The 14,624-nt window shown below is 72.1% G+C and carries 10 protein-coding genes; 4 read left to right on the top strand and 6 right to left on the bottom strand.

From position 1 onward, the window contains the following. Positions 1 to 71: 71 nt before the first annotated feature. From glpK to ACF07N_RS34830, 3 genes are all read right to left on the bottom strand, one after another. Positions 72 to 1,589 (bottom strand): glycerol kinase GlpK, encoded by a 1,518-nt coding sequence (gene glpK / locus ACF07N_RS34840; RefSeq protein WP_392120742.1) that lies wholly within the window; start codon positions 1,587 to 1,589, stop codon positions 72 to 74. Between the two features lie 19 nt (positions 1,590 to 1,608). Next, on the bottom strand, positions 1,609 to 2,406 hold the full coding sequence (locus tag ACF07N_RS34835; protein ID WP_383334826.1) for an MIP/aquaporin family protein: 798 nt from the start codon (positions 2,404 to 2,406) through the stop codon (positions 1,609 to 1,611). 766 nt (positions 2,407 to 3,172) lie between these two features. After that, the gene (locus tag ACF07N_RS34830; RefSeq protein ID WP_383334824.1) at positions 3,173 to 4,825 is read right to left on the bottom strand and encodes a GGDEF domain-containing protein; all 1,653 of its coding nucleotides are present in this window, start codon (positions 4,823 to 4,825) and stop codon (positions 3,173 to 3,175) included. A 204-nt stretch (positions 4,826 to 5,029) separates the two neighbouring features. Between ACF07N_RS34830 and ACF07N_RS34825 the strand changes: the two genes are divergently transcribed. Next, complete coding sequence (locus tag ACF07N_RS34825) at positions 5,030 to 5,839, top strand: M15 family metallopeptidase (RefSeq protein ID WP_392120740.1); 810 nt, start codon at positions 5,030 to 5,032, stop codon at positions 5,837 to 5,839. Between the two features lie 44 nt (positions 5,840 to 5,883). Continuing rightward, positions 5,884 to 6,417, top strand: coding sequence for an NUDIX domain-containing protein (locus ACF07N_RS34820; protein WP_392120738.1), 534 nt, complete (start codon positions 5,884 to 5,886; stop codon positions 6,415 to 6,417). On the opposite strand, the gene ACF07N_RS34815 is transcribed toward ACF07N_RS34820, so the two are convergent. Next, entirely contained in the window at positions 6,411 to 8,780 is a 2,370-nt protein-coding gene (locus ACF07N_RS34815; protein WP_392120736.1) for a glycoside hydrolase family 31 protein, read from the bottom strand. The two genes, ACF07N_RS34820 and ACF07N_RS34815, sit on opposite strands and share 7 nt — an antisense overlap. A gap of 212 nt (positions 8,781 to 8,992) precedes the next feature. Here ACF07N_RS34815 and ACF07N_RS34810 point away from each other — a divergent pair, with 212 nt between their 5' ends. After that, positions 8,993 to 10,960 (top strand): acetoacetate--CoA ligase, encoded by a 1,968-nt coding sequence (locus ACF07N_RS34810; RefSeq protein WP_392120734.1) that lies wholly within the window; start codon positions 8,993 to 8,995, stop codon positions 10,958 to 10,960. A 98-nt stretch (positions 10,961 to 11,058) separates the two neighbouring features. Continuing rightward, on the top strand, positions 11,059 to 11,949 hold the full coding sequence (locus ACF07N_RS34805) for a hypothetical protein (protein WP_392120732.1): 891 nt from the start codon (positions 11,059 to 11,061) through the stop codon (positions 11,947 to 11,949). A gap of 70 nt (positions 11,950 to 12,019) precedes the next feature. Here the strand turns inward: ACF07N_RS34805 and ptsP are convergent, their stop codons facing one another. Together ptsP and ACF07N_RS34795 are read right to left on the bottom strand one after the other, a co-directional pair. After that, entirely contained in the window at positions 12,020 to 13,690 is a 1,671-nt protein-coding gene (gene ptsP / locus ACF07N_RS34800) for a phosphoenolpyruvate--protein phosphotransferase (RefSeq protein ID WP_383348640.1), read from the bottom strand. A 78-nt stretch (positions 13,691 to 13,768) separates the two neighbouring features. After that, entirely contained in the window at positions 13,769 to 14,218 is a 450-nt protein-coding gene (locus tag ACF07N_RS34795; RefSeq protein WP_094056410.1) for a PTS glucose transporter subunit IIA, read from the bottom strand. Between the last annotated feature and the right edge of the window lie 406 nt (positions 14,219 to 14,624).

Raw genomic sequence — 14,624 nt, 5'->3', positions numbered from 1 at the left:
GGGCGCGGCCCGTACCCCCGCCGACCGGGGTACGGGCCGCCGTACGGGAACGCCGCTGCGCGCGCGTGCGGTCAGCTCTCGCTCTCCTCCCAGCCGAAGCTCTTCTCCACCGCCTTGCGCCAGTTGTGGTACTCGCGGTCCCGGACCGACGCCTCCATGGAAGGCGTCCACTCGACGTCCTTCTGCCAGTGCGCCTTGAGTTCGTCCAGGTCGTTCCAGACGCCCGTGGCCAGGCCGGCCGCGTAGGCGGCGCCCAGACAGGTGGTCTCGGAGACCTTCGGGCGCACCACCGGGACGTCGAGCACGTCCGCCTGGTGCTGCATCAGCAGGTTGTTCTTCGTCATGCCGCCGTCGACCTTCAGGGTGGTGATGCGCACCCCGGAGTCCTGGTACATGGCGTCCACGACCTCGCGCGTCTGCCAGCTCGTCGCCTCCAGCACCGCGCGCGCCAGGTGTGCCTTGGTGACGTAGCGGGTGAGACCGGTGATCACGCCACGGGCGTCGGAGCGCCAGTACGGCGCGAACAGACCCGAGAACGCCGGCACGATGTAGGAACCGCCGTTGTCCTCCACGCTCGCCGCGAGCGGCTCGATCTCGTCGGCGGTGCGGATGATGCCGAGCTGGTCCCGGAACCACTGCACCAGGGCACCCGTGATCGCGATCGAACCCTCCAGGCAGTAGACCGGCGCCTCGTTGCCGATCTTGTAGCCCATCGTGGTGAGCAGACCGCTCTTCGACGCCACCGGCCGGTTGCCCGTGTTGAGCAGCAGGAAGCTTCCGGTGCCGTAGGTGTTCTTCGCGGTGCCCACGTCGTAGCAGGCCTGGCCGAACACGGCGGCCTGCTGGTCGCCGAGCGCCGAGGCCACGGGTACGCCGGCCAGCTGCCCGACCGCGGTGCCGTACACCTCGGCGGAGGAGCGGATCTCGGGCAGCATGGCCTCCGGGATGTTCATCGCCGCGCAGATCGAGGAGTCCCACTGGAGGGTCTCCAGGTTCATCAGCATGGTGCGGCCGGCGTTGGTCACGTCGGTGACGTGCTGCCCGCCGTCCGTGCCGCCGGTGAGGTTCCAGATCAGCCAGGAGTCCATCGTGCCGAAGGCGATCTCACCCCGTTCGGCACGCGCGCGCAGGTCGGGCACGTTGTCGAGCAGCCAGGCCGCCTTGGGCCCGGAGAAGTACGTGGCCAGCGGCAGCCCCGTCTGCTCGCGGAACCGGTCCTGCCCGTCCGAGCCGCCCAGTTGGTTGCACAGGGCCGCCGTGCGCGTGTCCTGCCAGACGACGGCGTTGTGCACCGGCTTGCCCGTCGCGCGGTCCCACAGCAGCGTCGTCTCGCGCTGATTGGTGATGCCCATCGCGCTCAGCTGATCCGCCCGCAGACCGGCCTTGGCCAGCGCGCCGGCCACGACCGCCTGCGTCTTGGACCAGATCTCGGTGGCGTCGTGCTCCACCCAGCCCGGCTTGGGAAAGATCTGGCGGTGCTCGCGCTGGTCGACGGCGACGATCGCGCCGTTCTGGTCGAAGACGATGCAGCGGCTCGACGTGGTGCCCTGGTCGATGGCCGCAACGTACTTCTCGGCGTTGTCCGTCATGACTACCCCTCGGGCTCGTTCAGAAGGCTGCGTTGTAGATGACGCCACCCAGCAAGCCGCCGATCACCGGACCGACGACGGGGATCCACGAGTAACCCCAGTCGGAGGTGCCCTTGTTCGGGATCGGCAGGACGGAGTGGATGATGCGCGGTCCGAGGTCACGGGCCGGGTTGATGGCGTAGCCGGTGGGACCGCCCAGGGACAGACCGATGCCGACGACCAGCAGGGCGACCAGCAGGATCACGATGCCGGATCCGTAGATGCCCTCCCCCTGACCCGCGATCTGCCCGATGCCGATGCCCTCCACGTGCCGGTTGTTGCCGACCAGGGCCAGCAGGGGCAGCACCAGGGCGATGGTGGCGAGGATCTCGGTGATCAGGTTGGCGACCGGGTTCCGGATCTCGGGGATCGTGGAGAAGATGCCCAGGGTCGGGACCGGTTCGTCGGCCGTTCCCTCGGTCGTGCCGCCCTTGCGCGTGTTGGCCTGGAACTGGGCGAAGTACACCAGGTAGGCCAGCACGGCCCCGAGCATGGCACCGGCCATCTGTCCCAGGACGTAGACCCAGACCTTGTCCCAGACGCCGGTGTCGACGGCGAGGCCGAGGGTGACGGCCGGGTTGAGATGTCCTCCGGAGAGGGGAGCGGCGGTGTACGCGCCGGCCAGCACCGCGAAACCCCAGCCGAACGCGATCACGATCCACCCGGAGGCCCGCGCCTTCGAGAACCTGAGGGTGACGGCGGCGCACACGCCGGCACCGAACAGGATCAGGATGGCGGTGCCGATCAACTCGCCGAAGAAGATGTCTCCGTTACTCATGGCGGCTCCTAGGCCGTGACCCGGGACGATCCACCCCGGGCCTCACGTGCAGGGTGCGTTTTCCCATGGCTGCTTCAGCCGAGGGCAGGGAGGTCCCGCGCCCCGCCCGGCGTCCGTGACGGCGTGCCGTCGCAGCCGACTCGCCCGTGGGGGAAGGGGCCTTGGCGCCGGCGCGTCCGCGCGCCGCAGTGCCGGAATACGCCGAGTATGTACGGCGATGTCGACTGACACCGGAAGTGTTCACCGGCATCCGAAAGGCGTCAAGGTCGCCGACCGCAACGGTTGACGGCCGTGTGACGGTCGCCGGGCGACTGCCGGGCCGGGGCCGGTTGCACGGCCGTGGCGGCGCCCGGGGGCTCGTCTGTCTGTTCAGGTCTGGTTCGGACCCGCGCGCCGCGGGTGCGGCCCGCGAGGCCCGGTGGATGGTGTCCGGCCTCCGCCCGGTGCCCGGCCGTACCGAACCTCGCCGTCGGCACTCGCTCAGCCGTCCCCGACACCGCGCTTGCTAGTGTCCAGGATCTACCTGACCTGGCGGCTTCTCAACCGGACGGGCTGATTCCTCCGAGGGGACGGACGCGGCCCCGTCCGGCCGGGGCACCCTGAGCCGTACGGCACCGCCCCCGCTGCGGCTCGGCCCCGGCCCTCCCTCTCCCCGGCCCTCCCTCTCTTCGGCCCTCCCTCTCCTCGGCGGCCGGGCCACCCCGGTGCCGCCGCCCGGACATTCCGCCGAAGAAGACCCACCTGGCCTGCCGGAGGTCCCGCCGCCCTAACGCCCGCCCGGCTCCGCCACCCCGCAGCCCGCCGGTGCCGCCGCCGGTGCCATCCCCCGGCGGGTCTCGTGACCGGGCACCCCGGCCCGGCCCAGCACCCAACTCGCCCCGCGCAGCGCCTTCGCCGCCTTCTTCAGCGGTGCCAGACATCCCGCGGCCTGCCGGTGATCCGTCACGCTGCCCGGCGCGCACACCACCGTCGCCAGCGACAGGGTGACCGGCCGGCCCCCCGCCGACCAGGGCGCGTCCAGGACGGAGGAGGCCAGCGGATCAAGACCCTCCGGATCGGTGAGCACCAGGAAGTCGTCCCCGCCGATGTGCCCCACACGTGTGCTGTCCGTCGCGGCCTGCTGCAGGGCCCGCCCCACGGCCCGGATCAGTTCGTCGCCCGCCGCGAACCCCGCCCCGTCGTTGACCTGCTTGAAGTGGTCGATGTCCAGCCAGCTCAGGGCGAACGGCCGCCCGGCGGCGATCCGCCGGTCCACCTCGCCGGTGATCGCGTCCGAGCCCGGCAGCCGCGTCAGCGGATTGAGCCCGGCCGCTTCCTCCACCCGCGTCTCGGCCAGCGCCCGCACGAGGTCCGCCAGCCGGACGACCCCCACGCACCGTCCGTACGCGTCCACCACCGCCACATCGTCCGAGGTGCGGTCACGCGCGCCGACCGCGACCACGTCCAGGACCTCCCAGGCCGTCGCGTCGACGCCCACCGTCCGGGGCGGGTCCCCGAGCTTGGCCGCAGGCCGGTCGGCGTACAGCGCGTGCCCGTAGCGTCCCGACATCGACAGCAGGAAGCGGGAGCGGTGCACCGACCGGACGGGCACCCCCGCGGGGTCCACGAGCAGCACGCCGGACACGTCCGGTGACCCGGTCAGCAGCGCCCGGACCTGGCCCGCCGACGCCGTGGCGGGCAGCAGCGCGGCGGGCCGCACGAACTCCCGCACCGACGGCCCCGGCCGCGGCGCGCACAGGTCGGCGGGGGAGCGCGGCGGGACGTACACGTCCGCGGCGGGCAGCCGGGCCGGCGGCGCGAACAGCTCGCCCTGCGCCAGCTGGGCCCCGGCCGCCAGGGCCGCGGCGCACTGTCCCTCCGTCTCCACGCCCTCGACGGCCAGCAGCGCGCCCAGCTCGTCGCAGAGCGTCCGCATGGACCGCACGACCGCAGGCCGCGCCAGCAGCGAGGCGTCCAGCTTCACCAGCTCCGGCGCGAGGTCGCCGAGCAGCCGCAGGGGCAGGTCCCCGTCGCCGACCCCGTCCGCGCAGATCCGGAAGCCCTGGCGGCGCAGCGCGGCCACCGCCTCCAGCAGCGCGGGCTGCGGCACGTGCGCGTACGGCGGGCAGAGGTCGATCGTCACCTCCCACGGGAGCCGTCCGGCCTCGCGCACGGCGTCGTGCAGCGACGGCAGCCCGCCGAGGTCGGCGAGGGTGCCGGCGAAGACGTTGACGTACAGCGGGAGCAGCGTCTCCTTGCGCACCGCCGCGCGGACCGCGGACACGGCGAGCCGGCAGTCCGACTCCGGATCCCGCCGGGCTTCCGCGAGGATGTCGCCGCTCTCCGGGCGGGCGAGTATCTCCAGTCCGGCGACCGCGCCGGTCGTCAGGTTGACCACCGGCTGGAAAGCGAAGCGGAGAGTGTCCGTCCAGGAGTGCACGCGAGCATGATGGCGTGACCGGCGTACGCCCGAGCGCAGTTCATGAGACGTTCACGCAGCATTCCGGCGCGGTCACAGAGCGTAGGAACGGGGAGGTACGGGGGCACGGCCCGCACGAGAAGGGCAGGGAGCTGACGCGCCGTCGGCGGGCAGTCGCCGCACCGCGCTTCCGCAGCGGCACCCGGGCCTGGTAGACGCAGGGGCATGACCCGACTCACCACCGTGGCACGCGGCCTGCTCACCACGCTCGCCGCCTTGCTGTCGGCGACCGTCCCCACCCCGGCAGCGCAGGCCAGGACCGAGCCCGAGGCACCGCGGGACTTCGTGGCGCTGCGCAGCGTGGACCCGACGATCCTCCAGGAGATGCGCTACTTCACCCCGCACAACTTCGTCGGCGAGCGCATCGACGGTTACGTCCAGCCGGCCTGCCTCCTCACCCGCCCCGCCGCCGACGCACTCCACCGGGCGCAACGGAAGCTGCTCCGCAAGGGCTACACGCTCAAGGTGTACGACTGCTACCGGCCGCAGCGCGCGGTCGACCACTTCGTCCGCTGGGCCCAGGAACTCGACGACCAGGCGATGAAGGGCGAGTTCTACCCGAACGTCGACAAGACCCGGCTGTTCAGCGACGGCTACATCGCCGAGAAGTCGGGCCACAGCCGTGGCTCGACACTCGACGTCACCCTCGTCCGGCTCCCGGCTGGACCGGCCCGCCCGTACCGCCCGGGAGAACCCCTGGTGCCCTGCGTGGCGCCCCAGGAAGAGAGGTTCCCCGACAACTCTGCCGACATGGGAACCGGCTTCGACTGCTTCGACACCCTCTCGCACACGCTCGACCCCCGCGTCCAGGGCATCCAGCGCGCCAACCGGCTGCTGCTCAAGAGCACCCTCGAAGGCCAGGGGTTCGTGAACCTGGCGGAGGAGTGGTGGCACTACACCTTCAAGCCCGAGCCCTATCCGGACACCTACTTCGACTTCCCCGTCTCCAGGAGGTCGCTCGGCCACCCGCACTGAGCCCGCCCGCGACGTCGTCCGAGTGATCGGCTACAGTCCGCCGCGTGTCCGAAACTCAGCACTCCAGTTCCAACTCCGCGCCGGACTCCCACTGTTCGAGCTGCGGCGCGCCCTACGGAGAGGGCGTCTCCGGCTGGCCCCGCACCTGCCCCGCGTGCGGCGCCGTGGCCTATCGCAACCCCCTCCCGGTCGCGGTGGCCCTCCAGCCCGTGTACGACACCAAGGGCACCGCCCTGGTCGTCATCACCCGAACCGTCGCGCCCGCACGCGGGGGCGTCGCCCTGCCCGGCGGCTACGTCGACCACCGTGAGGACTGGCGCCAGGCCGTCGTGCGCGAACTCGCGGAGGAGACCGGAATCGACGCGGCTGCGCGCGACGTACGGCTCGTCGACGCCATGAGCGCACCCGACGGGCACCTGCTGCTCTTCGGTCTCCTCCCGGGACGCCCGGCGGAGGGCCTGCCGCCCTCCGCCGCCACGGACGAGACGGAGGGCTGGCACCTCCTGCGCAGGCCCGAGGAGCTCGCCTTCCCCCTGCACACCGTGGCCGTACGGGCCTGGTTCGAGGGCCGCTACTGACCTCGGGGCCCACCGGCCCCGCGGACCCGCACCGGGTGGGACGGCTCGCCCCCGCCGTCCTCCCGCTCGACGATCAGCCGCGGGCCCGCCCACCGGGCCGTGTAGCGCTCGATCTCCGGCTCGTCCCAGCCCTCGCCCCCGTCCGGCACGACCAGCCCGCTCCCGGTCCGCCCCCGGGCGGGCGCCCACACCTCCAGCTCCAGACCCCCGTCCTCCCCGCGCACGGGAAGAACGGCACCCGCGCGCGCGAACACCGGAACCCGGGACACGGGCGCGTCCACCAGCACCTGCGCCGGCCCCTGGTACGCCCGCTCCGTCAGCGTGTCGTACCAGAGCCCCCGCGGCAGCCGCACCGCACGCCGGTCCACGCCCGGATCCAGCACCGGCGCCACCAGCAGGCAGTCACCCAGCAGGAAGGCGTCCCCGCAGTCGCGCAGCGCCCGGTCCTCCGGCGCCGTCCACCACACCGGCCGCACGTAGGGCGCCCCGGTACGGCGGGCCAGATGCGCCAGCGTCACGAAGTACGGCAGCAGCCGGCGGCGTTCCATCAGCGCCACGCGCGCGTGCTCCAGGACCTCGGAACCGAACTCCCAGGGCTCCCGGCGCCCCGCCCGCGCACTCGCGTGGGTACGGAACAGCGGCAGGAACGAGCCCAGCTGGAACCACCGCAGGTACAGCTCGGGCGACGGGTCCCCGCCGAAGCCCCCGACGTCCGGCCCCGCGTACGGCACGCCGCACAGACCGAGGCCCAGGACCAGCGCCAGGGACGCCCGCAGACCGGGCCAGCCGGTGGCCGCGTCCCCCGACAACGTCCCGCCGTAGCGCTGCATGCCGGCCCACCCCGAGCGCGAGAGCAGGAACGGCCGTGCCTCCGGAGCCAGTTTCCGCAACCCCTCGAAGGCCGCCCTGGCCATGCACAGCGCGTACACGTTGTGCGCCTCGCGATGGTCACCACCCCTCCCCTCCAGGGCGTGCCGTGCCGACCGGGGCAGGGTCGGCTCCCCGAAGGCCGTGAACGAGGTCGGCTCGTTCAGGTCGTGCCAGAAGCCCGAGAACCCGTGCGCCAGCCGCTCCTCGTACAGACCACCCCACCACTCACGCACGCGCGCGTGCGTGAAGTCCGGGAACACCGCCTCCCCGGGCCCCACCACCCCCTCCACGACCTGCCCCACCGCGTCCCGCACGAACGCGTCCCCGGCCGTGCCCGCGTCGAACACGGCGTTCCCGGCCACCGCCTCGACGCCCGGGCCGACGACCGACACCAGCCGGACACCGTCCCGCAGGAGCTCCTCCGCCAGCACGGGCAGCTTCGGGAAACGGTCCTCGTCGACCGTGAACACCTGATGCGCGTCCAGATGATCGATGCCGAGGTGCACCGCGTCCAGCGGCAGACCGTGCTCCACATACCCCGCGACGACCCGGCGCACCTCCTGCTCACTGCCGAACCCCCACCGCGCGTGGTGATGACCCAGCGCCCAGGCGGGCGGCAGCGCGGGAGCCCCCGTGAGCGAGGCCCAGGCGAGCAGCACGCGCGCGGGGGTGCCCACCATCACCCAGCAGCGCAGCGGGCCGCCGTCCATCCGCAGCTCACTCGTCCCGGCCCGGTCGTGCCCGGAACCCGCGCCCTCCTCTCCCTCCCGCAAGGTCACCGTGCCGTCCCACGTGCTGTCGTGGAACACCAGGTGGGTGCCGCCGTCGGCCACCACCATCTGCACGGGCATCGTGACGGAGAGCGGGTCGTCACCGGGCCCGGAGGCCCGTCCGGGGCCGGTGTTCCACAGCCGGTACGCGCCGTCCGGCAGCCGCGGTCCCGACGCCCGTCCGCCCAGCCCGAAGAACCGGGCGTCGGCGGCCACCTCCGACCGCTGCATCCACCGCGCGGGCCCGCCGCCCACCGGCTCCCACCACCGCGGCGGCAGATCACGCCGCAGCGTCACACCCCCGGGCGTGCGCACCTCGACCGCGCCGTGCCGCGACACCACGACCGTGACCCGCTCCGCCACCACACGCCAGCCACCGTCCTTGTCCGGCTCCAGCACCGCCCGGGGATCCGGCTCCGGACAGCGACCGGCCAGCGCATACGACGGCTCCGGCTCCGCGCCGTCCCAGCCCCAGAAGACGGCGCCGTTCACCGCCACGAGAATCCGCAGGTCGGACCGGCTGAAGCGGACCACACCGCCCCCCGGCCCCGGTTCCACCTCCCGCACGGCCCCGGGCACCCGCGCCCGCTCCGCCCCGCGCGCCGGCAGCCCGGTGGCGTCGGCCCGCCGCCTGCGCCACGCTGCTCGTACGGTACGCACACCCTGCGCTGCCCCCACCGAGCCCACCGCTTTCACCGAACGCACCAGGTCACGACCGTTCATGCTGCTCACCCTGCCACTGACCGCCGCCCGAGCGCGTCGCGTTCAACTGCCGTTCACCCGTGCCAAGACCACATCTTCACGACACGGACTATGTGGGGCGCACCCTGGTGCCGAAGTCGATCACGTGGCATTGTCCGTCCCAGCCGCGTCACGCGCACACCCCAGCCCGTGCGCGGAGGACGCACACGACGCGCACAGTCCGGGAGCCGACCATGTCGACCGCAAGTCCTCAGCCGCTCTGGCAGCCAGACCCCGAGCGCATCGCACGGGCACGGATCACCAGCTTCCAGGCCTGGGCCGCCGACCACCACGGCGCCCCCGCCGACGGCGGATACGCGGCCCTGCAGCGCTGGTCCGTCGACGACCTGGAAGCCTTCTGGACCGCCGTCACCGAGTGGTTCGACGTACGGTTCTCCACGCCCTGCGCGCGCGTGCTCGGCGACCGCTCGATGCCGGGCGCCCAGTGGTTCCCCGGCGCGACCCTCAACTACGCCGAACACGCCCTGCGCGCCGCCGGCACCCGCGCCGACGAACCCGCCCTCCTCCACGTGGACGAGACGCACGAACCGCGCCCGGTCACCTGGTCGGAACTTCGCCGCCAGGTCGGCTCCCTGGCCGCCGAACTGCGCGCCCTCGGCGTCCGCCCCGGGGACCGCGTCAGCGGCTACCTCCCCAACATCCCCCAGGCCGTGGTCGCCCTCCTCGCCACAGCGGCCGTCGGCGGCGTCTGGACCTCCTGCGCACCCGACTTCGGAGCGCGCAGCGTCCTGGACCGCTTCCAGCAGGTCGAACCCGTCGTGCTCTTCACCGTCGACGGCTACCGCTACGGCGGCAAGGAACACGACCGCCGCGAGATCGTCGCCGAACTGCGCCGCGAACTGCCCACCCTGCGCGCCGTCGTGCACATCCCGCTCCTCGGCACCGACGCACCCGAGGGCGCCCTGGACTGGTCGGCCCTCACCTCCGCCGACACGGACCCCGTCTTCGAGCAGGTGCCCTTCGACCACCCCCTCTGGGTGCTCTACTCCTCCGGCACGACCGGCCTGCCCAAGGCCATCGTCCAGTCCCAGGGCGGCATCCTGGTCGAGCACCTCAAGCAACTCGGCCTGCACTGCGACCTGGGCCCCGAGGACCGCTTCTTCTGGTACACGTCCACCGGCTGGATGATGTGGAACTTCCTCGTCTCCGGCCTGCTCACCGGCACCACGATCGTGCTCTACGACGGCAGCCCCGGATACCCGGACACCGGGGCCCAGTGGCGGATCGCCGAACGCACGAAGGCCACCCTCTACGGCACCTCCGCCGCCTACGTCATGGCCTGCCGCAAGGCCGGGGTGCACCCCTCCCGCGACTTCGACCTCTCGTCCGTCCAGTGCGTCGCCACCACCGGCTCGCCCCTGCCGCCCGACGGCTTCCGCTGGCTCCACGACGAGGTCCGCGACGACCTGTGGATCGCCTCCGTCAGCGGCGGCACGGACGTCTGCTCCTGCTTCGCCGGAGCCGTCCCCACCCTCCCCGTCCACGTCGGCGAACTCCAGGCGCCCTGCCTGGGCACCGACCTGCAGTCCTGGGACCCGAGCGGCAACCCGCTCATCGACGAGGTCGGCGAGCTGGTGGTCACCAACCCCATGCCGTCGATGCCCATCCACTTCTGGAACGACCCCGACGGCAGCCGCTACCACGACAGCTACTTCGACACCTACCCCGGCGTCTGGCGGCACGGCGACTGGATCACGGTCACCTCACGCGGCTCCGTGATCATCCACGGCCGCTCCGACTCCACCCTCAACCGTCAGGGCGTCCGCATGGGATCCGCCGACATCTACGAAGCCGTCGAGCGCCTCCCCGAGATCAAGGAATCCCTGGTCATCGGCATCGAGCAGCCCGACGGCGGCTACTGGATGCCCCTCTTCGTCCACCTCGCGCCCGGCGCCACCCTCGACGACGGACTGCTCGACCGCATCAAGCGGACCATCCGCGAGCAGCTGTCGCCGCGCCACCTCCCCGACGAGATCATCGAGGTGCCCGGCATCCCGCACACCCTCACCGGCAAGCGCATCGAGGTCCCCGTCAAGCGCCTCCTGCAAGGCACCCCCCTGGAGAAGGCGGTCAACCCGGGCTCCATCGACAACCTCGACCTGCTGAGCTTCTACGAGGACCTGGCCCGCAAACGAGCCTGATCCGCGGCACACCCCGTCACCGAGGCTCCCGGTCCGGACTGTCAGTGCTGGCGATTACTGTGAGTGAGCATTGATCGACCGTGCACAGGGGGAAACACATGGCGCACACCGACAGCCGGACCATGCGACGCGTCCTGCGCCGCGAAATCGCCGGCACCATCGGCCTGCTCACCGACGAACACGACTTCCGCGCCATGCGGCGCTACCGCACCTTCACCTTCGACGACCACGCGACCTACCTCAAACAGGTCGAAGGCCTCCTCCGGACCCGCGCACTGCAGGGCAGCCACACCGCGGTCGCCCTCTTCGACCCGGAGGAGTACGCCGACTTCTGCAGGCGGAAGGACCTGGACCCGGACCGCCCGTCCAGCCGCACCCGCTTCACGGCACAGCTCGCCCTCACCGGCCCGACCCTCCCGTACGACGGCCGGCCCCTGCCCGACCTGCTCACGGCCCTGGTCGACGAGGCCGTCCGGCAGGCCACCTGGGAGTACGCGACCACGCTCCTCGCCCGCCTGGGCGCCTGCGCCTCCTGCGGCGAGGACATCGGACGAGCCGCCTTCACCCGCGCCGCGGACCTCCTTGCCCGCATCCTCGACACCGCCCCACCCGGCGACCGGCACCTCGTCTGCAGCGTCACCGGATCACCCGAGACGCTCATCGCAGCCCTCCACACCGACGGCACCGGGGACGCTCCGGCACTCGACGAGTCCGAGGCCCTCGAGTTCACCACCGTCCTCGCCCTCGGCCTGGCCACCGAAAGCCCCGGCGGACTCGTCGTCCGCGTCAGCGCCCCGGACACCCCCGACCGGGTCTACGGCTGGCGCCTCCGCTCCCACGGACTCGCCCCCCTCACCGCGGGAGAGGTCTTCGACGCCTACTGCACCGACATCGAATCCGGCGACCTCATCTCCCCGGAATCCAACGTCGACTACTGCCCGCCACCCGACCTCGGGGAAGAGGCACCCCGCCAGGGGCACCACCACTGAAAACCCTGAAGGGGCGCCCCACCGCGGTGGAGCGCCCCTCCGGGACCGTCATCGGCCTGCCGAGCCGGACCTACTCGCCCGAGAGCACCGCCTGCGCCGCACTGCGCGCGTCCTCGGCACTGTCCGTCGCACGCGCCGCCGCGGCAGCGCGCTCGCACTGCGCCAGCGTGTACTTCGCGAGAGTCGCCCGCACGTAGGGGATCGACGCCGCACCCATCGAGAGAGAGGTGACGCCCAGACCGGTCAGCACACACGCGAGGAGCGGGTCGGACGCGGCCTCACCGCAGACACCGCAGCTCTTGCCCTCGGCCTTCGCAGCCTCGGCCGACAGCGCCACCAGGTCGAGCAGCGCGGGCTGCCACGGATCCTGCAGCCGGGAGACCGCCCCCACCTGCCGGTCGGCGGCGAAGGTGTACTGCGCCAGGTCGTTCGTCCCCAACGACAGGAACTCGACCTCCTGCAGGATCGAACGCGCCCGCAGCGCGGCCGACGGGATCTCGACCATCGCACCGAACTTCGCCCGGAGCCCCGCCTCACGGCAGGCGTCCGCGAACGCCCGTGCGTCCGCACGGTCCGCCACCATCGGGGCCATCACCTCGAGGTGGACCGGCAGGCCCTCAGCGGCCTTGGCGAGCGCGGTCAGCTGCGTGCGCAGGACCTCCGGGTGATCGAGCAGGGTCCGCAGGCCCCGCACACCCAGAGCCGGGTTGGGCTCGTCGGACGGCGTCAGGAAGTCGAGCGGCTTGTCAGCGCCCGCGTCCAGCACCCGCACCACGACACGCCCCTCGGGGAACGCCTCCAGCACCTGCCGGTACGCGGCGATCTGCTTCTCCTCGGACGGCGCCTGCTTGCTGTCGTCCAGGAAGAGGAACTCGGTACGGAACAGACCCACACCCTCAGCACCGGCCTCGACCGCGGCCGGCACATCGGCGGGGCCGCCCACGTTCGCCAGCAGCGGCACCTTGTGCCCGTCCGCCGTGGCGCCGGGCCCGGTGGAAGCGGCCAGCGCCGCCCGCCGCTCGGCCGCAGCGGCTTCGAGCTGAGCCTTCTTCTCGTCGCTCGGCTCCACGAAGATCTCACCGGTGCTGCCGTCGACAGCGATCATCGTGCCCTCGGCGAGCTCACCCGCACCCGGCAGTGCCACCACGGCCGGAACGCCGAGCGCCCGGGCCAGGATCGCGCTGTGGCTGGTGGGACCCCCCTCCTCGGTGACGAAACCGAGCACCAGGGTCGGGTCGAGCAGCGCCGTGTCGGCCGGCGCTAGGTCACGGGCGACGAGCACGTAGGGCTCGTCACTGTCCGGGACACCCGGCATCGGGACTCCCAGCAGACGGGCGACGATCCGGTTCCGCACGTCGTCGAGGTCGGCCACGCGACCCGCGAGGTACTCACCGGCGTTCGCCAGCAGTTCGCGGTAGGACGCGAAGGCGTCGTACACGCCCCGCTCCGCCGTGCTGCCGACGGCGATCCGCCGCTCCACGTCGGCCATCAGCTCGGGGTCCTGAGCCATCATGGCCTGCGCCTCGAGCACCGCCTGGGCTTCGCCCCCGGCGAGATTGCCACGCGCCATCAGGTCGGCGGCCACAGCCTCCACGGCCTTGCGGGCGCGCCCCTGTTCGCGCTCCGCCTCCTCCGCCGGTATCTGCTTCGCGGGCGGCTCCAGCACCGCCGTTCCCATATGCCGAACCTCGCCGATCGCCACACCGTGGCTGACGCCGACGCCTCGCAGCGTTGTCTCCATCTCACCCGTCTCCGATAGTGCGGCGGGCCCCGCCGCCGCGTTGGTTGTCGTACTCGCCGTCATGCGACGGCACTGACATCACTTCCAGAGGAAGAGACTGTCGCCGGCCTTCACATCGCCGTTGTCGCGAAGATCGGAGAGGGCCTCGGCCGTGGCCTCCAGCGCCACCACGGGACAGACCGCGGACTTGCCGGCGGCCTCGACGGCGGCCGGGTTCCAGCGCACGATGCCCTGCCCGCGCCGCACGGTGTCGCCCTTGTTCACCAGCAGCTCGAAACCCTCGCCGTTGAGCTGCACGGTGTCGATGCCGAGGTGGGTGAGCACGCCGTGTCCGCTCTCGTCGACGACGACGAACGCGTGCGGGTGGAGGGAGACGATGACGCCGTCCACGGGTGAGACGGCCTCGGAGGGCTCACGTACGGGGTCGATCGCTGTACCCGGGCCGACCATGGCCTGGGAGAAGACCGGATCCGGCACGGCTGCCAGTCCGATGGCGCGTCCTGCGAGCGGGGACGTCACGGTGGTCATGGGAAGCCTCCCAGGGGTGGAGATCGATATGGCCGTCCCTGTAGGTACCGGACGGCACACTGTTCAGCAGCGTATGTCACCTGAAGTGCCGGTTCCGCGCGAGCACCTCGAAGTGGTCTAGACCATACCGCATATCGATTTGCACCCGCTCCGCCGCCGCGTGTACAGTCGTACTCCTGCTTGGGGCTGAGCGACGCACGCGTCCTGGCCCGGCAGCAACCAAACTCGTCAGATCCTATCTCTGGGTCACCTTCTGCATGCCTGCAGGACGGTGGTCAGAGGGTCGGAAAAACACTGATAGAGTTTGGAACACCGAAGGGAAGCGCCCGGAGGAAAGCCCGAGAGGGTGAGTACAAAGGAAGCGACCGTTCCTTGAGAACTCAACAGCGTGCCAAAAGTCAACGCC

The sequence above is a fragment of the Streptomyces sp. NPDC015242 genome (assembly GCF_043079125.1).
Lineage (GTDB): Bacteria > Actinomycetota > Actinomycetes > Streptomycetales > Streptomycetaceae > Streptomyces.
This window is presented reverse-complemented; position numbering and strand designations above follow the sequence as displayed.

Bases quoted from the DNA above. Each gene is read 5' to 3' on its own strand.
- glpK (WP_392120742.1), bottom strand. From the start codon at position 1,589: ATGACGGACAACGCCGAGAAGTACGTTGCGGCCATCGACCAGGGCACC.
- ACF07N_RS34835 (WP_383334826.1), bottom strand. From the start codon at position 2,406: ATGAGTAACGGAGACATCTTCTTCGGCGAGTTGATCGGCACCGCCATC.
- ACF07N_RS34825 (WP_392120740.1), top strand. From the start codon at position 5,030: ATGACCCGACTCACCACCGTGGCACGCGGCCTGCTCACCACGCTCGCC.
- ACF07N_RS34815 (WP_392120736.1), bottom strand. From the start codon at position 8,780: ATGAACGGTCGTGACCTGGTGCGTTCGGTGAAAGCGGTGGGCTCGGTG.
- ACF07N_RS34810 (WP_392120734.1), top strand. From the start codon at position 8,993: ATGTCGACCGCAAGTCCTCAGCCGCTCTGGCAGCCAGACCCCGAGCGC.
- ACF07N_RS34805 (WP_392120732.1), top strand. From the start codon at position 11,059: ATGGCGCACACCGACAGCCGGACCATGCGACGCGTCCTGCGCCGCGAA.
- ptsP (WP_383348640.1), bottom strand. From the start codon at position 13,690: ATGGAGACAACGCTGCGAGGCGTCGGCGTCAGCCACGGTGTGGCGATC.
- ACF07N_RS34795 (WP_094056410.1), bottom strand. From the start codon at position 14,218: ATGACCACCGTGACGTCCCCGCTCGCAGGACGCGCCATCGGACTGGCA.